Origin of the sequence: Kitasatospora sp. NPDC059747 (assembly GCF_042732955.1) — a bacterium.
Classification (GTDB): domain Bacteria; phylum Actinomycetota; class Actinomycetes; order Streptomycetales; family Streptomycetaceae; genus Kitasatospora.
In genome coordinates, this window is the sequence record NZ_JBHWGV010000015.1 from 81958 (window position 1) to 99250 (window position 17293).

Here is a 17293-nt window from a genome sequence, read left to right on the forward strand (position 1 = left end):
CTTCCTTGTGTTACTTAGTCTTCACATAGCACCTCACTATGGCGCCGCGCGTCACGGCGCGCCTCTCGCGCCGGGGGTGGGGGTCCCCCCCCCTCCTCCGTACGCGCGCTTGTCTCGTGACGCTCAGAGCGCGTGCTTGCGCTGGAGCACGTTGTAGGCGATCCAGCCGGGCAGCACCGGCAGCCAGAAGGTGAGCGCCCGGTAGAGGAACACCGCCGGGGTGGCGACGGCGGGGGAGACGTCGGCGACGGTGAGCGCGCCGATCAGGGCGACCTCGACCGGGCCGATGCCGCCCGGCGTGGGGATCGCGGAGCCGGCCGCGTTGGCGGTCAGGAAGACGACGGCGACGGCCGAGAAGCTGACGCTGCCGCCGAAGGCCTGCACGGAGGCGTCCAGGCAGGCGGTGAACGAGAGCGTCAGCAGCAGGATCCCGCCGAAGCCGGTGACCAGCTTGCTGGGCGTCTGCATCAGGTCGAGCATGCGCGGCACCACGCCGAAGAACAGCGAGCGCAGCCGGCCCAGCACGAAGCGGCGCAGCGGCGCGACGGCGGCCACGACCAGGGCGAGCACGGCGGCGGTCAGCACGCCGATGATCACCGCGCGGGAGGCGGAGAGGTCGCCGTTGGTCTGGCTGCCGGTGATCAGGCCGAAGCTGAACAGCAGCAGCAGGTGCCCGGCCAGGCCCGCCAGCTGGGAGGCGCCGACGGAGGCGACCGCCTGACCGGAGCGGATCCCGGCCTTCTGCAGGTAGCGGGTGTTGAGCGCGATGCCGCCGATCGCCGCCGGGGCGACCAGCTTGACGAAGGAGCCGGCCAGCTGGGCGGCCACGGTGCGCCGGAACGGCAGCTTTTCGGGCACGAAGCCGGTGAGGCTCATCGCGGCGGCGACGTAGCTGAAGGCGGCCGCCACGAGGGCCGCCGCGGCCCAGGCCCAGTCCATCTGGGAGAGCTTGAGCTGGGCGGGCTTGATGGTGGTCAGCGCCAGGTACGCGGCGAAGGTGAGCGCGATCACCATGATCAGGCTCTTGGGCTTCAGCCGCTCCAGCTTGGCGGGCTCCATCGGGGCCTCGGGGGCGATCTGGAGGATCTGGCCGCGGATGCGGCTGAGCAGGTCCTCGCCGGCCGCCGCGATGTCCTCCTCGGCCTGCTGCTGGGTGCGCTCGCCGGCCGCGACCTGCTCCAGGGCCTTGGCCCGGGCGGCGGTCTTGCGCTCCTTGGAGAGCTTGGCGAGGTCGATGCGGGTGGAGCGGGAGAGCCCGACGGGCTGGAGCAGCGGCAGGGCCTGGGCGACCCGTTCGGCGCCGAGCACGGCGTTGGCGGCGGCGACGGCGCGCTCCGGGCCGATCCGCAGCGCGAAGGTGGTGACCAGCTGGGCGACGTCGATGCGCAGGGTCAGGTCGGTGGCGGCGATGTCGCCGCCGGACAGGTTGACCAGGCAGGCCGTCTTGTCGTCGACGACCAGCAGCGACTCGCCGGTCAGGCGCCGGTGGGCGATCCGGCGCTCGTGCAGGGCGGCCACCGACTCCCACAGCGAGGCCATCACCCGGTCGGTGACCTCGTCGTCGGAGAGCTCGTCCAGGGTGCGGCCCTCGACGTTCTCGTAGACGAGGATCGCGGCGTCCGGGCCGAGCTCGGAGGTGGCGACCAGCTGCGGCGCGCGGGCCCCGGAGGCCGCCGCCGCGTACGCGATCAGGGCCTCCTGCTCCAGCGCCTGGCGCAGCGACTGGGGGCTGCGGCGCACGGCCACCGAGCGCAGCCGCAGCCGGCGCCAGGCACGGTAGAAGAAGCCGGAGGCCTGCTGCTCGCGGTCGATGATGTGGACGTCCAGCGGCGGGCCGTCCTGCTGCGCGACGTAGTAGCGGCGGGTGCCGCCGGGGGCGTCGGGGGCGCGGTGGGCGCTCTCCGGGGTGAAGCCGACCTTGCGCAGACCGATCATCAGGTGCTGGCCGGTGGGGCGGATGTTGGGCGAGCCGATCGCGTACAGCGTGCCGTAGGCGACGGACCAGCCGATCAGGACGGTGAGCAGCAGCGACAGCGGGGTGGTGTAGCCGCCGAGCAGTTCGGTGATCCCGCTGAAGACCACCACGACCCACAGGGCGACCCGCCATCGTGGTCGGCTCGACATGCCGACGGCGGTCATGTAGGCGATCACCGGCGCCAGGTAGCCGTGGACGGGGTCGGTCAGGGCCCCGTTGCTGTCCATGGGGAGCCTGGTCAGGGCGTCCCTGATGTGTTCGGAGGCGCCCTCGGCGACCCACCAGTCGATGCCCAGCGAGACGCCGTAGGCGAGCACCGAGGCGAGGACGCCGTCGGCGACCCGCAGGCCGTCGCGTTTGATCAGCCGCTCGACCGCGAAGGCCAGCGGCACGGCCAGCACCGCGACGCTGGAGAGCAGGCCGGTGATCGTGGACAGCACCGCGGAGAAGCGCGGCGCGTTGGTCGCGATGTCCTGCTCGATGCCGGTGGTGGTCGAGGTCGCCACGCCGGCCAGGACGAACACGGCGACTATCCCGAAGACGCCGGCGAGGAAGCGCAGGAGGTCGGTCGGGCGGTGCGCGCGGGCGGCGAGCAGCGGCTCGTCGACGTCCAGGTGCGGGGTGTCGTCCAGCGGGTCGTGGAAGGACGCGAGGGCGTGTTCCGCGGTCGTGGCGTCGGGTGCGGGCGCGGGCTCGGGGGCGGGCACCGGCTCCGGGGCGGCCCCGGGGACGGCCGCGCCGGTGGGACGCGGGCCCGCCTCGGGCGCCTGGGCGGGCTCGGGCAGCGGCACGGTCGGGGTCGCGGCGGGGCCGGTCGGCTGGGGGGTCTTGATCGTACGGTCCTTGATCAGGGAGACTTCCGGCGCGGGCCCGGGAGCGGGCTCACCGCCGGGACCTGCGGGCATGCGGGCGGCGGACTCGTCGGAGTCCTCGTGCGCGCCCACGTCTGCCGTCCCGGTCATCTGGTCTTGTCCTCGTATCACCACTCACCGCCCCGGAAGATGGTGGCATGCCCCGGCCCCCCGTGCTGGACAGGGGCCGGATCGGGCGCGGCGGATCGAATCCGCGGGGTTCCGCACGCGCCCCCATAAGGAAGAATGCCGCAGGTGACGGACGCTGACGACGACGGCTTCCCGGCGGACCTGCCGCCCTTCGCCGAACTGGTTCTCGACCTGACCGAGCGGATTCCACCCGGCCGGGTGATGACCTACGGGGACGTTGCCGAGTACCTCGGCCAGGGCGGTCCGCGCCAGGTCGGGCGGGTCATGGCCCTGTACGGCGGCTCGGTGCCCTGGTGGCGGGTGATCCGCGCCGACGGACGCTTCCTGCCCGGCCACGAGCAGCGCGCCCTCGCCCACTACGGCGAGGAGGGCACCCCGCTGCGCGAACTCTCCGACCCGCCGCGCGTGGACCTCAGGCGCGCCCGCTGGGACGGTTCCCAATCCCTCTGAACCCGGGACGCCGAGGGGATTGACGGGGCAGGATCGTAGGCTCGATGCGGGCGGGCCCGCGCGGCCCGCCCCCGTCATGCCCCTGTTCGACCCCAGGAACCTCCGTGAGCGAGTGCAGCGAGCGAACCATCAAGAAGTGCGCATGGGCGAACGCCCCTGCCGAGCGTAGCGAGGCGGGCGCGTGAGCGAGAGCAGCGAGCGAACCATCAAGAAGTGCGCATGGGTGAACGCCCCTGCCGAGCGTAGCGAGGCGGGCGCGTGAGCACCCCCTTCCGGCTCGTGCGCAGCCCGCTCGTCCAGCCCGCACCGCCCGCGCTGGACGAGTACCAGCGCGCCGTGGTCGAGCACCCCGGCGGGCCGCTGCTGGTGCTCGCCGGCCCGGGCACCGGCAAGACCACCACGCTCGTCGAGGCCGTCGCCCGGCGCATCGAGCGCGGCACCGACCCCGAGCGGATCCTGGTCCTCACCTTCAGCCGCAAGGCCGCCATGGAGCTGCGCGACCGGATGTCCGGACGCCTCGCCACCTCCACCCCCGCCCCGCAGGCCACCACTTTCCACTCCTTCTGCTACGCCCTCCTGCGCGCCCACCAGGACCCGGCCGACTACGCCGAGCCACTGCGCCTGCTGTCCGGCCCCGAGCAGGACGTCATGGTCCGCGAACTGCTCGCCGGCGGCGCCGAGGACGCCCGCCTCGGCAGCTCCCGCATCCCCTGGCCGCTGGACCTGCGCGCCTGCCTGACCACCCGCGGCTTCGCCGACGAGGTCCGCGCCGTCCTCGCCCGCAGCCGCGAGCTCGGCCTCGGCGAGGCCGAGCTCGAACGCTTCGCCCAGGGCGTCCAGCGCCCCGACTGGGCCGCCGCCGCCCACTTCCTCGCCGACTACCTCGACGTCCTCGACCTGCGCGGCGTCCTCGACTACGCCGAGCTCGTCCACCGCGCCGTCCTGCTCGCCGAGCGCCCCGAGGTCGCCGAGGACCTGCGCGCCCGCTACGACGTCGTCTTCGTCGACGAGTACCAGGACACCGACCCCTCCCAGGTCCGCCTGCTGCGCCGGCTCGCCGGCGGGGGGCGCGACCTCGTCGCCGTCGGCGACCCCGACCAGTCGATCTACGCCTTCCGCGGCGCCGACATCAACGGCATCCTCGACTTCCCGCAGGCCTTCCCCCGCGCCGACGGCACCCCCGCCGACGTCCGGGTGCTGCGCGTCTCCCGCCGCTCCGGCGCCGTCCTGCTCGCCGCCTCCCGCGAACTCGCCCGCCGCATGCCCATGGGCCGCCTGCCCGCCGACAAGCTCGCCCAGCACCGCGCCCTGCTGCCCTCCCGCGAGGGCGGCCGGGTCGAGGTCTACACCTACCCGACCCCCGGCGCCGAGCTCGACTCCGTCGCCGACCTGCTGCGCCGCGCCCACCTGGAGGACGGCGTGCCGTGGGGCGAGATGGCCGTCCTCGTCCGGGCCGGTGCCCGCTCCATACCGGGCGTGCGGCGCGCCCTCGGCGCGGCCGGCGTGCCCCTGGAGATCGACGGCGACGACCTGCCGCTGCGCGAGGAGCCCGCCGTCGCCCAGCTGCTGCTCGCCCTGCGGGTCTGCGCCGAGCAGGCCGCCCGCGACCGGCACGGCGACCCGGACGCCGCCGATCCCCTCACCACCGACACCGCCCACGCCCTGCTCACCGGCCCCCTCGGCGGCCTCGACGGCTCCGACCTGCGCCGCCTCGGCCGCGCCCTGCGCGAGGAGGAACGCGCCGCGCTGCGCGCCGACGGCCGCCCCGCCGCGGCGCTGCGCCCGGCCGGCGAGCTGGTGCGCGAGGCCCTCGCCGAGCCCGAGCGGCTCATCGCCCTCGACCCCCTCCACGCCCGCGGCACCCCCGCCCGGCGCGCCCGCGACCTCGGCACGCTGCTGCGCAAGGTCCGCGAGGCGCTCGCCGGCGGCTGCACCGCCGAGGACGCCCTGTGGGCGCTGTGGGAGGGCAGCCGCCGCTGGCGCGAGCGCCTGGAGCGGGCCGCCCTGCGCGGCGGCGCCGCCGGCCGCAACGCCGACCGCGACCTCGACGCGCTGTGCGCCCTGTTCGAGACCGCCGCCCGCGCCGAGGAGCAGGTCACCGGCCACCGCAGCGCCCTCGACCTGCTCGCCGAGCTGGAGGCCCAGGACATCGCCGCCGACACCCTCACCGTGCGCACCGTGCGCCCCGAGGCCGTCCGGCTCATGACCGCCCACCGCTCCAAGGGCCTGGAGTGGCGCCTGGTCGTCGTCGCCGGCGTCCAGGACGGCCTCTGGCCCGACCTGCGCCGCCGCGGCTCCCTCCTGGAGGCCGACCGGATCGGCCGCGACGGCCTGGCCGAACCGCTCTCCCCGGCCGCCCTGCTCGGCGAGGAACGCCGCCTCTTCTACGTCGCCGCGACGCGCGCCAAGGAACGGCTGATCGTCACCGCCGTCAAGGCGCCCGCCGAGGACGGCGACGAGCCCTCCCGCTTCCTGCGCGAGCTCTACCGCGAGGACGTCGACCCCGCGACCGGCCGCGTCGTGTGCCGCACCCCGCCCGTCACCGTCGAGGACGTCACCCACCGCCCGCGCCGCCCGCTCGCCGTCCACGCCCTCGTCGCCGAGCTGCGCGCCGTCACCGTCGACCCGGCCCGCTCGCCCGAGCTGCGCCGGGCCGCCGCCGAACGCCTCGCCGTCCTCGCCGCCGCCGCGGACGAGGACGGGCTGCCGCTCGTGCCCGCCGCCCACCCCGAGCGCTGGTGGGGCCTGGACGACCCGACCGCCGCCCCCGAGCCGCTGCGCGGCCCCGACCTGCCGGTGCGGCTGTCCGGCAGCGGCCTGGAGCAGCTGGAGAACTGCTCGCTGCAGTGGTTCCTGGACAAGGAGGTCAAGGCCCAGGTCCGCGGCTCGGCCGCCCAGGGCTTCGGCAACGTCGTCCACGCCCTCGCCGACGAGGTCGGCTCCGGGCGCACCCCCGCCGACCTCGCCGTCCTCATGGAGCGCCTGGACACCGTCTGGGACGCGCTGGCCTTCGACGCGCCGTGGAAGTCCCGGCAGGAGAAGACCGAGGCCCGCGCCGCCCTGGAGCGCTTCCTCAACTGGCACGTCCTCGAACGCGGCCGCGACCTCGTCGCCACCGAGCACGGCTTCGACGTCACCCTCGACGTCGGCGGCGTCTCGGTGCGCATCCGCGGCTCGATGGACCGGGTCGAGAAGGACGCGGCCGGGCGCGCCTACGTCGTCGACTTCAAGACCGGCAAGCAGATCCCCACCGACAAGTCGCTGCCCGAGCACAAGCAGCTCGCCGTCTACCAGCTCGCCGTCCGGGCCGGGGCGCTGAACGAGCTGCCCGGCTTCGCCGGCGGCGCCCCGCACGCCGGCGGCGCCGAGCTGGTCCACCTGCGCGAGCCGGCCGCCAAGGCCGCCCAGGACGCCCCCAAGGTGCAGCGCCAGGAGCCGCCCGAGGGCGAGCCGTGGATCGAGAACCTGCTCGCCGAGGCCGCCGGACGCGTCCTCGCCGAGCGCTTCGTGCCCCGCACCGGCGGCGGCTGCGACCGCTGCGCGTTCCGGCGCAGCTGCTCGGCCCAGCGCGACGGGGCCCAGCTGGTGGAGTGATGGTCGCGGGGCAAAGAATGTCCGCCGCTCCGGTTAACGTTGCGGGGTGACCGCCGTGCTCAGCCATCCCGACCAGCTCAAGGAGCTGCTCGGGATCCCGTTCAACCGGGAGCAGATGGCGGCCATCGGCGCCCCCCTCGAACCCGCCGTGATCGTCGCCGGCGCCGGCTCCGGCAAGACCACCGTGATGGCCGCCCGGGTGGTGTGGCTGGTGGGCTCCCGCGCCGTGCGCCCCGAGGAGGTCCTCGGCCTCACCTTCACCAACAAGGCCGCCGGCGAGCTCGCCGAACGCGTGCGCACCGCCCTCCTGCGCGCCGGCGTCGCCGACTCTGACGACGCCGAGCCGCTCGGCGAACCCGAGATCTCCACCTACCACGCCTTCGCCGGGCGCCTCCTCAAGGAGCACGGCCTGCGCATCGGCGTCGAACCCGACGTGCGGCTGCTCGCCGACGCCACCCGCTTCCAGCTCGCCGCCAAGGTGCTGCGCACCAGCCCCGGCCCGTTCCCCGCCCTCACCGGCACCTTCGCCAACCTCGTCGCCGACCTCATCGCCCTCGACGGCGAACTCGCCGAACACCTCGTCGAACCCGACACCCTGCGCGCCCACGACGAGGACCTGCTCGACGCCCTCGCCACGGCCAAGCTCACCAACGACGACCTGCGGGCCGTCCCCGCCACCGCCCGCGCCCGGCTCGAACTGCTGCGCCTGGTCGAGGACTACCGGCGCCGCAAGGCCACCGCCGGACTGATGGACTTCGGCGACCAGATAGCGGCCGCCGCCCGGCTCGCCCAGCGCCGCCCCGAGGTCGGCGAACTCCTGCGCGGCCAGTACCGGGTCGTGCTGCTCGACGAGTACCAGGACACCTCCGTCGCCCAGCGGCTCATGCTCGCCGGGCTGTTCGGCGCCGGGCCCGAGGGCCGTGGCGGCGGCCACCCCGTCACCGCCGTCGGCGACCCCTGCCAGGCGATCTACGGCTGGCGCGGCGCCTCCGTCGCCAACCTCGACGAGTTCCCCCGGCACTTCCCGCGGGCCGGCGGCCGGCCCGCCGCCCGCTACGCGCTCAGCGAGAACCGCCGCAGCGGCGGGCACCTGCTCGCCTTCGCCAACGAACTCGCCGCGCCGCTGCGCGCCATGCACGAGGGCGTCGAGGCGCTGCGCCCGGCTCCCGGCGCCGAGCACGACGGCTTCGTCCGGGCCGCGCTGCTGCCCACCCACGCGGAGGAGGTCGACTGGCTCGCCGACTCCGTCGCCCACCTCGTGCGCACCGGCACCGCGCCCGGCCGGATCGCCGTGCTGTGCCGCGGCGGCGCCGCCTTCCCGGACATCCACGCGGCGCTGGTGGCCCGCGATGTGCCGGTCGAGGTGGTCGGCCTCGGCGGGCTGCTCCAGCTGCCCGAGGTGGCCGACCTGGTCGCGGTCTGCGAGGTGCTCCAGGACCCGACCGCGAACGCGGCCCTGGTGCGGCTGCTGATCGGCCCGCGCTGGCGGATCGGCCCGCGCGACCTCGCCCTGCTCGGGCGCCGCGCCGCCGACCTCGTGCGCACCGGCCGGCCCGAGGGCGTGGAGGCGCTGGCCGCCGCCGTCGCCGAGACCGACCCGACCGAGGTGGTCTCGCTGGCCGACGCCCTGGAGACCTTCCTCGACGCCGATCAGGGCGATCAGACCGACGACCTCCCGTTCTCCGCCGAGGCCCGGGTGCGCTTCGCCCGCCTCGCCCAGGAGCTGCGCGACCTGCGCCGCTCGCTGTCCGAGCCGCTGATGGACGTCCTGCACCGGGTCCTCGCCGCCACCGGCCTGGAGGTCGAACTCGCCGCCTCCCCGCAGGCACTGGCCGCCCGCCGCCGCGAGACCCTGCACGCCTTCCTGGACGTCGCCGCCTCCTTCGCCGACCTCGACGGCGACCCGGGCCTCGCCGCCTTCCTCGGCTTCCTGCGCGCCGCCCAGGAGTACGAGCGCGGCCTGGACAGCAGCCTGCCCGGCGGCGAGGACACCGTGAAGGTCCTCACCGCCCACAAGTCCAAGGGCCTGGAGTGGGACGTCGTCGCCGTGCCCGGCCTGGTGAAGGGCGCGTTCCCCTCCGGCAGCCCGCGCGAGCGCTGGACCAGCACCAAGCGCGTGCTCCCGCACGCCCTGCGCGGTGACGCCGCCACCCTGCCCGACGTGCGCGGCGGGTGGAACGCCAAGTCGGTGGCCGCGTTCAAGAAGGAGCTGGCCGAGCACTCCGGCGTCGAGGAACTGCGCCTCGGCTACGTCGCGTTCACCCGGCCGCGCTCCCTGCTGCTCGCCTCCGGCCACTGGTGGGGGCCCACCCAGAAGACCGTCCGCGGCCCGTCCGCGTTCCTCGAACAGCTGCGGGAGCACTGCGAGCGGCCCGGCGCGGGCGAGATCGAGCACTGGGCCGAGCAGCCGGAGAAGGGCGCCGAGAACCCGGCCCTCGCCGCGCCCGCCGAGCGGCCCTGGCCGCTGCCGCTGGACCCGGCCGCCCAGCACGCCCGGCGCCGCGTCGCCGGCGTCGTGCGCGCCCGCCTCGCCGGCGCGCCCGCCCGCGAACCGGAGCCGATGGGCGCCGAGGACCGCCGCCAGGTCGAGTCCTGGGACCGCGATCTCACCGCCCTGCTGGGCGAGTTGGAGCGGACCCGGCGCAGCGTCCGGGAGGTGCCGCTGCCCGCCGCCCTGTCCGCCACCCAGCTGCTGCGCCTGGCCGCCGACCCGGACGGCTTCGCGCACGACCTCGCCCGCCCGATGCCGCGCCCCCCGCAGCCCGCGGCCCGCCGGGGCACGCGCTTCCACGCGTGGGTGCAGTCCCGGATCGAACCGCTGCTGCTGGTCGAGCCCGGCGCGCTGCCCGGCGCGGACGACGACGGCGTCGAGGACGAGCAGGACCTGGAGCGCCTCAAGGAGGCGTTCCTGCGCACCCCGTACGCCGGCCGGCGCCCGTACCGGGTGGAGGCGCCGTTCCAGCTGGTGCTGGCGGGCCGGGTGGTGCGCGGCCGGATCGACGCGGTCTACCGGGAAGGTGACGAAACGTCAGGATCCGGTGGTGCGTCACGCTACGAAGTGGTGGACTGGAAGACCCACCGCGAGGAGACCGCCGACCCGCTGCAGCTCGCGGTCTACCGGGTCGCGTGGGCCGAGTACGCGGGAGTCCCGCCGGAGCAGGTCACGGCGTCGTTCCTGTACGTCCGCAGCGGGCGCGTCGTGCGACCGTCAGGACTTCCCGACCGAAAAGAGTTGGAACGGCTCCTGATCGGGAACAGTGAAGAATGAGTCACGGAGAGCATCCAAGTCATCATGGCAACGGGCGAAACCTGTGCGTAGTGCACGTTTCGCGCCTATTGTGGGGTCGGTAACCGGTCAACCCCCGTACTCCGGCCGCCGGCGAGGCCCGCATTTCCTAACCCTCAGTCATCGCCGCAGGTGCCTCCGGGCATCGGCGTCTTCTGCTGGAGAAACCGAAGTTGAGCGCGACCGGATGGATCAGAGAGCGGTTCACCGGGCCGACCCCGGGACCCGCTCCGGGCACGACCGGCACCTGGCCGAGGACGGCGCTCGCGCTGCCCTACATCGGCATGGCGCTGATCGTCCTCCTCGACTACGTCAGCGGCACCGAGGTCACGGTCGAACCCGCCCTCACCGCCGTACCCGCGCTGGCCGCCGTGGTCAGCCGCCGCACCTGGTACCCGCTCGCCATCGGCCTGTGCACCGAGGCCGTGGCCTTCCTGATGGCCTTCCGCGGCGACGCGCTCGGCCAGTCCGTGCACGCCGCCAGCGTCGTCGCGATCGTCCTGGTCGCGGCGATCGGCTGGGTCAGCGCCACCCTGCGCCTGCGCCAGGAACGGGCGCTCGCCGACGCGCAGCTCGTCGCCTCGATCGCCCGCCGCGTGCTGCTGCGGCCCGTCCCCGAGCGGGTCGGCACCGTCCGCGCGGCCGTCCACTACGAGGCCGCCGCCGCCCACGCGCGGATCGGCGGCGACCTGTACGAGGTCGTCAACACCCGCCACGGCGTCCGGGCCGTGGTCGGCGACGTGCGCGGCAAGGGCCTCGGCGCGGTCGAGACGGCCGCCGCCGTCCTCGGCGCCTTCCGCGAGGCCGCGCACCAGGAGCCCGCGCTGGACCGGGTGGCCGGCTGGCTCGCCGTCAGCCTCGACCGGGCCCTGCACGAGAACGACCACCCCGGCGTCGAGGAGGAGTTCGTCACCCTCGTGCTGATCGGCGTCGCCCCGGACGGCACCGCCCAGATCGTCAACTGCGGGCACCCCTCGCCGCTCCTGCTGCGCGGCGCCGAGGTCCGCCCGCTCGAACTCGCCGAGACCGTGCCGCCGCTGGGCGTCCTCGACCCGGCCGACGTCCGCCCGCCGGTGCACCGCACGGCCCTGCTGCCCGGGGACCGGGTGCTGCTTTTCACCGACGGCGTCATCGAGGCCCGGGACCGCTCCGGCGCCTTCTACCCGCTCGCCGAACGCCTCCCGCACTGCGCCGACGGCCGCCCGGCCGACGTCCTGCTGCGCCTGCACGAGGACGTCGTGCGCCACGTCGGGCGCCAGCTCGGCGACGACGCGGCCATGCTGCTCCTCCAGTACGAACCCCAGTCCGCCCAGATCGCCCACGTCCCGCACCAGAACGGGGCCCTCTCGCACCTCAACTGAGGCCCGGGGCCGCAACGGCCGAGGGCCGGAGGCTACAGCGCCACCTCGACCACCAGCGGCCGGTGGTCCGACACCCCGGTGTGCGGCGCCGCCGCCGGGCCCACCGCGGTCCGCGGCACACCGACCGCCAGCACGTGGTCGAACTGCACCGCGGGCCGGTGCGACGGGTACGTCGGCGTGCGCGCCAGGTCGTACCAGCCCTGCAGCCGGGCCCGCGGCTCGCGCACCCGCCGCCGGCGCGGCCCGGCCAGCACCGGCCGGGCCCGCCGCGCCTCGCGCAGCTCCCGCACGCGCGTGCGCGGCGCGGTGCGCTCCAGCGCCGTCGCCCCGCCGAGCACCGTGCGCGGCACCGCGCCCACCAGGTTGAAGTCGCCCAGCACCAGGTACGGCTGCGGCAGGTCCGCGATCCAGCGCCGGATGCCGGCCAGCTGCGCCATGTTCCACCCGGGCACGAAGGACAGGTGCGCGGCCACCACCGTGAACGGGCCGCGCTCGCCCTCCAGCACCGCCGCGAGGGCGGCCCGCGGCTCGTCCGGCACGGGGGTCAGGCCGCGCCGCCCGGCCACCCGCAGCGGCAGCCCGAACGGCGCCGGGGCGAAGCGCCGGGCCCGCCAGTGGCGCACCGGCAGCCGGGTCAGCAGCGCCGTCCCGTACGAGGGCGCGGCGCCGTCGCCGACCTCGCCCGGCCCGTACACCTTCAGGCCGTTCGGCCCGGACGGCTCGCGCACCCAGCCGGCCACCGGCGCCGGGCGCCCGTGCAGCGCGGCGGCGAAGCGCCAGTCGGCGGCCCCCATCGCCTTGGCGGCGACGGCCGCCTGGTCGGTGCAACCCGAGCGCGACTGGTGGCGGTCCACCTCCTGCAGGGCCAGGACGTCCGCGTCCAGCGCGGCCACCGCCTGCGCCAACGGGTCGCCGGCGTCGGCCGGATAGGGCCGCGGGGCGCCGTCCGCGGCGAGCGGCTGACCGTGCAGCAGGTTGAAGGTGGCGATGCGCAAGTGGCTCACACCGCACGACGGTACCCGCTCGCCGGGGCCGGTCGCGTCGCTTGAGCCGGGAGGGCATACCGGGTATACATACTGAGTATGTCCATCCGTCACGGTCTGCTCGCCCTGCTCGACCAGGGCCCGCGCTACGGCTACCAGCTGCGCACCGATTTCGAGGCGCGCACCGGCGCCACCTGGCCGCTCAACGTCGGGCAGGTCTACACCACGCTCGCCCGCCTGGAGCGCGACGGCCTGGTCGAACCCGCGGGGGAGGACGACGAGGGCCACCAGTTCTACGCCGTCACCGAGGCCGGCCGGGCCGAACTGCGCGCCTGGTTCGACACCCCGGTGCCGCGCACCAACCCGCCGCGCGACGAACTCGCGATCAAGCTCGCGATGGCCGTCACCGTGCCCGGGGTCGACGTCTCCGCCGTCGTCCAGGGCCAGCGCCGGCACAGCATCAAGGCGCTCCAGGACTACACCCGGCTCAAGGGCCGGGCCCTGGCCGGCGAGGCCCGGCCCGGCGCCGGCGCCGCGCCCGCCTCGGCGGGCAGCGACCTCGCCTGGCTGCTCGTCCTCGAACAGCTGATCTTCCAGACCGAGGCCGAGATCCGCTGGCTCGACCACTGCGAGACCCGCCTCGCCCAGCAGGCCGAGCTCCAGCAGGCCCGGGCCGCCGAGGCCGCCGAGGCGGGCGGGGCCGCCGGCCAGGAGCCCGCCCGCACGTTCCGCCCCGGCCGGCGCCGCACGCGGTCCTAGCGCCGCGGGCCCCGCCCCGCCCCGGCGGCGCGCGGCCCCGGACCGCCGGGGCCCCACCGACGTCACCGATCCACCGGCCCGGCCGCGACCGGGCCCACAACCAGCAAGAGGGGGGACCGTGTCCTACACAGACCCGACCAGCACCGGCGTCCGGCCCGTCCTGCACCTGGACGGCATCAGCCGGGTGCACGGCCAGGGCGCAGCAGAGGTGCACGCCCTGCGCCAGATCGACCTGCGGGTCAATCCCGGCGAGTTCGTCGCCGTCATGGGCCCGTCCGGCTCCGGCAAGTCGACCCTGCTCACCCTCGCCGGCGGCCTCGACACCCCGACCGGCGGCCAGGTCCTCGTCGAGGGCGTCGCCCTCGGCGGCCTGAGCCGCAAGCGCCTCGCCGAGGTCCGCCGCCGCTCCGTCGGCTACGTCTTCCAGGACTACAACCTGATCCCGGCCCTCACCGCCGCCGAGAACATCTCCCTCCCGCGCGAACTGGACGGCCTCTCCGCCCGCGCCGCCCGCCGCGAGGCCCTCGCCGCGCTGGAGGAGCTCGGCATCCCCGAGCTCGCCGACCGCTTCCCCGACGACATGTCCGGCGGCCAGCAGCAGCGCGTCGCCATCGCCCGCGCCCTCATCGGCGACCGCCGCCTCGTCCTCGCCGACGAACCCACCGGCGCCCTCGACTCCACCACCGGCGAGGCCGTCCTCGCCGTCCTGCGCGCCCGCTGCGACGCCGGCGCCGCCGCCATGATGGTCACCCACGAGGCCCGCCACGCCGCCTGGGCCGACCGCGTCGTCTTCCTGCGCGACGGCCGCATGGTCGACGAGAGCATCAGCCAGGACGCCGGCAGCCTGCTCGTCAGCGCCGCCACCAACGCCAAGCGCCAGGGGGAGGAGTGAAGTTCAGCTCCTGGCGGGTCGCCCTGCGCATAGCCCGCCGCGACGCCCTGCGCGCCAAGGGCCGCAGCGCCCTCGTGGTCGCCATGGTCGCCCTGCCCGTCCTCGGCGTCACCGGCGCCGACGTCGTCTACCGCAGCGCCCAGCTCAGCCCCGCCGAACGCGCCACCCGCCTGATGGGCCGGTCCGACGCGGAACTGCGCTTCCTCGAAGGCGGCGTGACGATCAAGCAGGCCCCCGACCCCAGCGAGGGCAGCAGCTTCGAGCAGCCCGTCGCCACCAAGGCGGGCGCACCCGACCTCACGCCCGAACAGCAACGCAGCCGCGACACCGACCCCGCCGCACTCGCCGCCGCCCTCCTGCCCGCCGGCACCACCCTCGTCCCCGAGCGCATGGGGTCCTACACCGCCACCAGCAGCGCCGAGGGCCTCATCTCCGTCGACACGACCGAGGCCGACCTCACCGACCCCGTCTGGCACGGCAAGATCAACATCGTTGGGGGCCACGCACCGAGCGCCCCCCGCGAGATCGCCGTGACCCGCACCTTCCTCGACCGCTCCGGCCTGGGGCTCGGCGCCACCACCACCGTCCGCGGCCTCGACGCCACCCCCTTCACCATCACCGGCGTCGTCGAGTACCCCGGCGACCTCAGCGCCACCACCCTCGTCGCCCGCCCCGGGGAACTCGTCGAACCACTCGCCAAACTCCCCGGCGCGACCCCGCGCACGGGCGGCAACTGGCTCGTCAAGATGCCCGCCGGCACCGTGCTCGACTGGCCCAAGGTCACCGAACTCAACAAGTACGGCTTCACCGCCGCCTCCCGCGCCGTCCTCCTCGACCCGCCGCCGCGCGCCGCCGTCCCCTTCTACGCCGACCAGAACAACGGCACCGGACCCGCGCTCCTCGACCGCACCGCCATCGTCATCCTCGGCACCGTCGTCGGCATGGCCCTCCTGGAGATCGTGCTCCTCGCGGGCCCCGCCTTCGCCGTCGGGGCCAGGCGCTCCCGGCGGCAGCTCGGCCTGATCGCCGCCGGCGGCGGTGACCGCGCCCAGATCCGCGCCGTCGTCCTCGGCGGCGGCGTCGTCCTCGGCACCACCGGCGCCGCGGCCGGCCTCGCCGTCGGCATCGGCCTCGTCGCCCTCCTGCGCACCCGCGCCGAGGACTACGCCGGCCACCGCTTCGGGCACTTCGCCCTCCAGCCGCTCGACCTCGCCGGGGTCCTGCTCATCGGCGTCGTCACCGGCCTGCTCGCGGCCATCGTCCCGGCCGTCCAGGCCGCCCGCCAGGAGGTCGTCTCCGCACTCACCGGCCGCGACTCCCTCAAGCCGCCCAACCGCTGGCTCGCCCTCCTCGGCCTCCTCATGCTCGGCGGCGGCACCGCCCTCGCCCTGCTCGGCGCCGCCAGCGGCATCGCCAGCCGCACCATCGCCGTCCTCGGCGGCTCGATGATCGCCGAACTCGGGATGGTCGCCCTGGTGCCCTACCTCGTCGGCCTCTTCGGCCGCACCGGCCGCTGGCTGCCGCTCGGCCCCCGCCTCGCCCTGCGCGACTCGGTGCGCCACCGCGGCCGCACCGCCCCCGCCGTCGCCGCCGTCATGGCCGCCGTCGCCGGCTCCGTCGCCGTGTCCATCTACGCCGCCAGCACCGACGAACAGAACCGCCGCGGCTACGAGGCCTCCGCCCCCGCCGGCGCGGTCCTCCTCGGCACCGGCTGGGGCGCCGCCTCCGACGGCTCCCTCCTGCCCCGGATGCGTGACGCCGTCGAATCCAGCGTCCCCGACCTCGGCCCGCGCGCCGACGTCAAGAAGCTCACCTACCCCGCCGGCTGCGGGGAACACCAGGGCACCTGCGGATGGATCTCTCCCCTCCTGCCCAAGGACCTCCGCTGCCCCCTGGAGGACGACCACGGCAGCCTCTCCTCCGACGAGATCAAGCGGCTGCGCCACGACGACAAGCGCTGCCAGTTCAACGCCGGCCGACGCGGCACCTCCGTCTACGGCGGCATCGGCGCCGGTGACGCCACCATGCTGCGCAACCTGCACGGCATCACCGACCCGGCCGCCGTCCAGGCCCTCGCCGACGGCAAGGCCGTCGTCCTCGACCCGCGCTACATCAAGGACGGCAAACTGATCCTCCAGACCAACGACCCCATGCCGCTGCCCGCCGCCGGCACCAAGTCCGCCCCCTACGTCCCGTCGGAGGAAGAGGACCGCAAGCGCCGGCACGAGACCACCATCGACGCCTACCTCGCCAACTCGCCCATCCAGACCGGCATCGCCGTCATCAGCCCCGACACCGCCCGCCGCCTCGGCCTCGGCGTCGTGGACGGGGGCTCCGTCTGGCTGCCCGCCACCGCACCCAGCGACGGCGCCGAGCAGAAGGCCGCCGGTGCCATCGGCAAACTCGCCGACCACACCGAGTTCTCGGTCGAACGCGGCTACCAGCCCAAGGGCGACCTCATCAGCCTCGGCCTGGCCGGCTTCGCCGCCCTCGTCGCCCTCGGCGCCGCCGGCATCGCCACCGGACTCGCCGCCGCCGACTCCCAGCGCGACCTCACCACCCTCGCCGCCGTCGGCGCCACACCCCGGATCCGGCGCACGCTCTCCGGCTTCCAGTGCGGCGTCATCGCCGCCATGGGCACCCTCCTCGGCATCGTCTGCGGAGCCGTCCCCGCCGTCGCCCTGCGCAAGGTCCTCGGCGCGGTCGAGCCCTACCCCGGCATCAGCCCCGAGGAGATGGCCAACCGCTCCCTGGTGATCGTCCCGTGGGGCAACGTCGGCCTCCTCGTGATCGGCCTGCCGATCATCGCCGTCGGCCTCGCCACCCTGCTCACCCGCTCGCGGATCACCCTGCTGCGCCGCAGCGGCTGAGCCCGCGCCACCCGCCCGTCACCCGCCCACGGCAACCGTGGGGGGGGGGGGGCGGGCGCCCCCCCCCCCCCCGGGGCGGGGGGGGGGGGGCGCGAGGCCGCGCGCGCGCGCCCCGCCCGCCG

General features: G+C 75.6%; 9 protein-coding genes. 7 read left to right on the forward strand and 2 right to left on the reverse strand.

Features of this window, described 5'->3' with window-relative positions:
* Positions 1-123 precede the first annotated feature (123 nt).
* Positions 124-2937, reverse strand: a complete 2814-nt coding sequence (locus tag ACFV4G_RS09505; protein WP_380438243.1) for a flippase-like domain-containing protein — start codon at positions 2935-2937, stop codon at positions 124-126.
* Between the two features lie 135 nt (positions 2938-3072).
* Between ACFV4G_RS09505 and ACFV4G_RS09510 the strand changes: the two genes are divergently transcribed.
* The 4 genes from ACFV4G_RS09510 to ACFV4G_RS09525 all read left to right on the forward strand — a co-directional run bounded on the left by ACFV4G_RS09510 (position 3073) and on the right by ACFV4G_RS09525 (position 11667).
* On the forward strand, positions 3073-3426 hold the full coding sequence (locus tag ACFV4G_RS09510) for an MGMT family protein (RefSeq protein WP_380438245.1): 354 nt from the start codon (positions 3073-3075) through the stop codon (positions 3424-3426).
* A 258-nt stretch (positions 3427-3684) separates the two neighbouring features.
* Entirely contained in the window at positions 3685-7020 is a 3336-nt protein-coding gene (locus ACFV4G_RS09515; RefSeq protein ID WP_380438247.1) for an ATP-dependent helicase, read from the forward strand.
* A gap of 46 nt (positions 7021-7066) precedes the next feature.
* Positions 7067-10288, forward strand: a complete 3222-nt coding sequence (locus ACFV4G_RS09520) for a UvrD-helicase domain-containing protein (RefSeq protein WP_380438249.1) — start codon at positions 7067-7069, stop codon at positions 10286-10288.
* A gap of 191 nt (positions 10289-10479) precedes the next feature.
* A complete protein-coding gene (locus tag ACFV4G_RS09525; RefSeq protein ID WP_380438251.1) occupies positions 10480-11667 on the forward strand; it encodes a PP2C family protein-serine/threonine phosphatase in 1188 nt (395 codons plus the stop codon).
* A 32-nt stretch (positions 11668-11699) separates the two neighbouring features.
* On the opposite strand, the gene ACFV4G_RS09530 is transcribed toward ACFV4G_RS09525, so the two are convergent.
* Positions 11700-12671 carry an endonuclease/exonuclease/phosphatase family protein gene (locus tag ACFV4G_RS09530; RefSeq protein ID WP_380438253.1) on the reverse strand — a complete coding sequence of 324 codons (972 nt, stop codon included), beginning with the start codon at positions 12669-12671 and terminating at the stop codon, positions 11700-11702.
* Between the two features lie 78 nt (positions 12672-12749).
* Between ACFV4G_RS09530 and ACFV4G_RS09535 the strand changes: the two genes are divergently transcribed.
* From ACFV4G_RS09535 to ACFV4G_RS09545, 3 genes are all read left to right on the forward strand, one after another.
* Complete coding sequence (locus ACFV4G_RS09535) at positions 12750-13409, forward strand: PadR family transcriptional regulator (RefSeq protein WP_380438255.1); 660 nt, start codon at positions 12750-12752, stop codon at positions 13407-13409.
* 118 nt (positions 13410-13527) lie between these two features.
* A complete protein-coding gene (locus ACFV4G_RS09540) occupies positions 13528-14301 on the forward strand; it encodes an ABC transporter ATP-binding protein (protein WP_380438257.1) in 774 nt (257 codons plus the stop codon).
* Positions 14298-17171, forward strand: a complete 2874-nt coding sequence (locus ACFV4G_RS09545) for an FtsX-like permease family protein (RefSeq protein ID WP_380438259.1) — start codon at positions 14298-14300, stop codon at positions 17169-17171. Before ACFV4G_RS09540 ends, ACFV4G_RS09545 begins: the two co-directional genes overlap by 4 nt.
* The last annotated feature ends 122 nt before the right edge of the window (positions 17172-17293 follow it).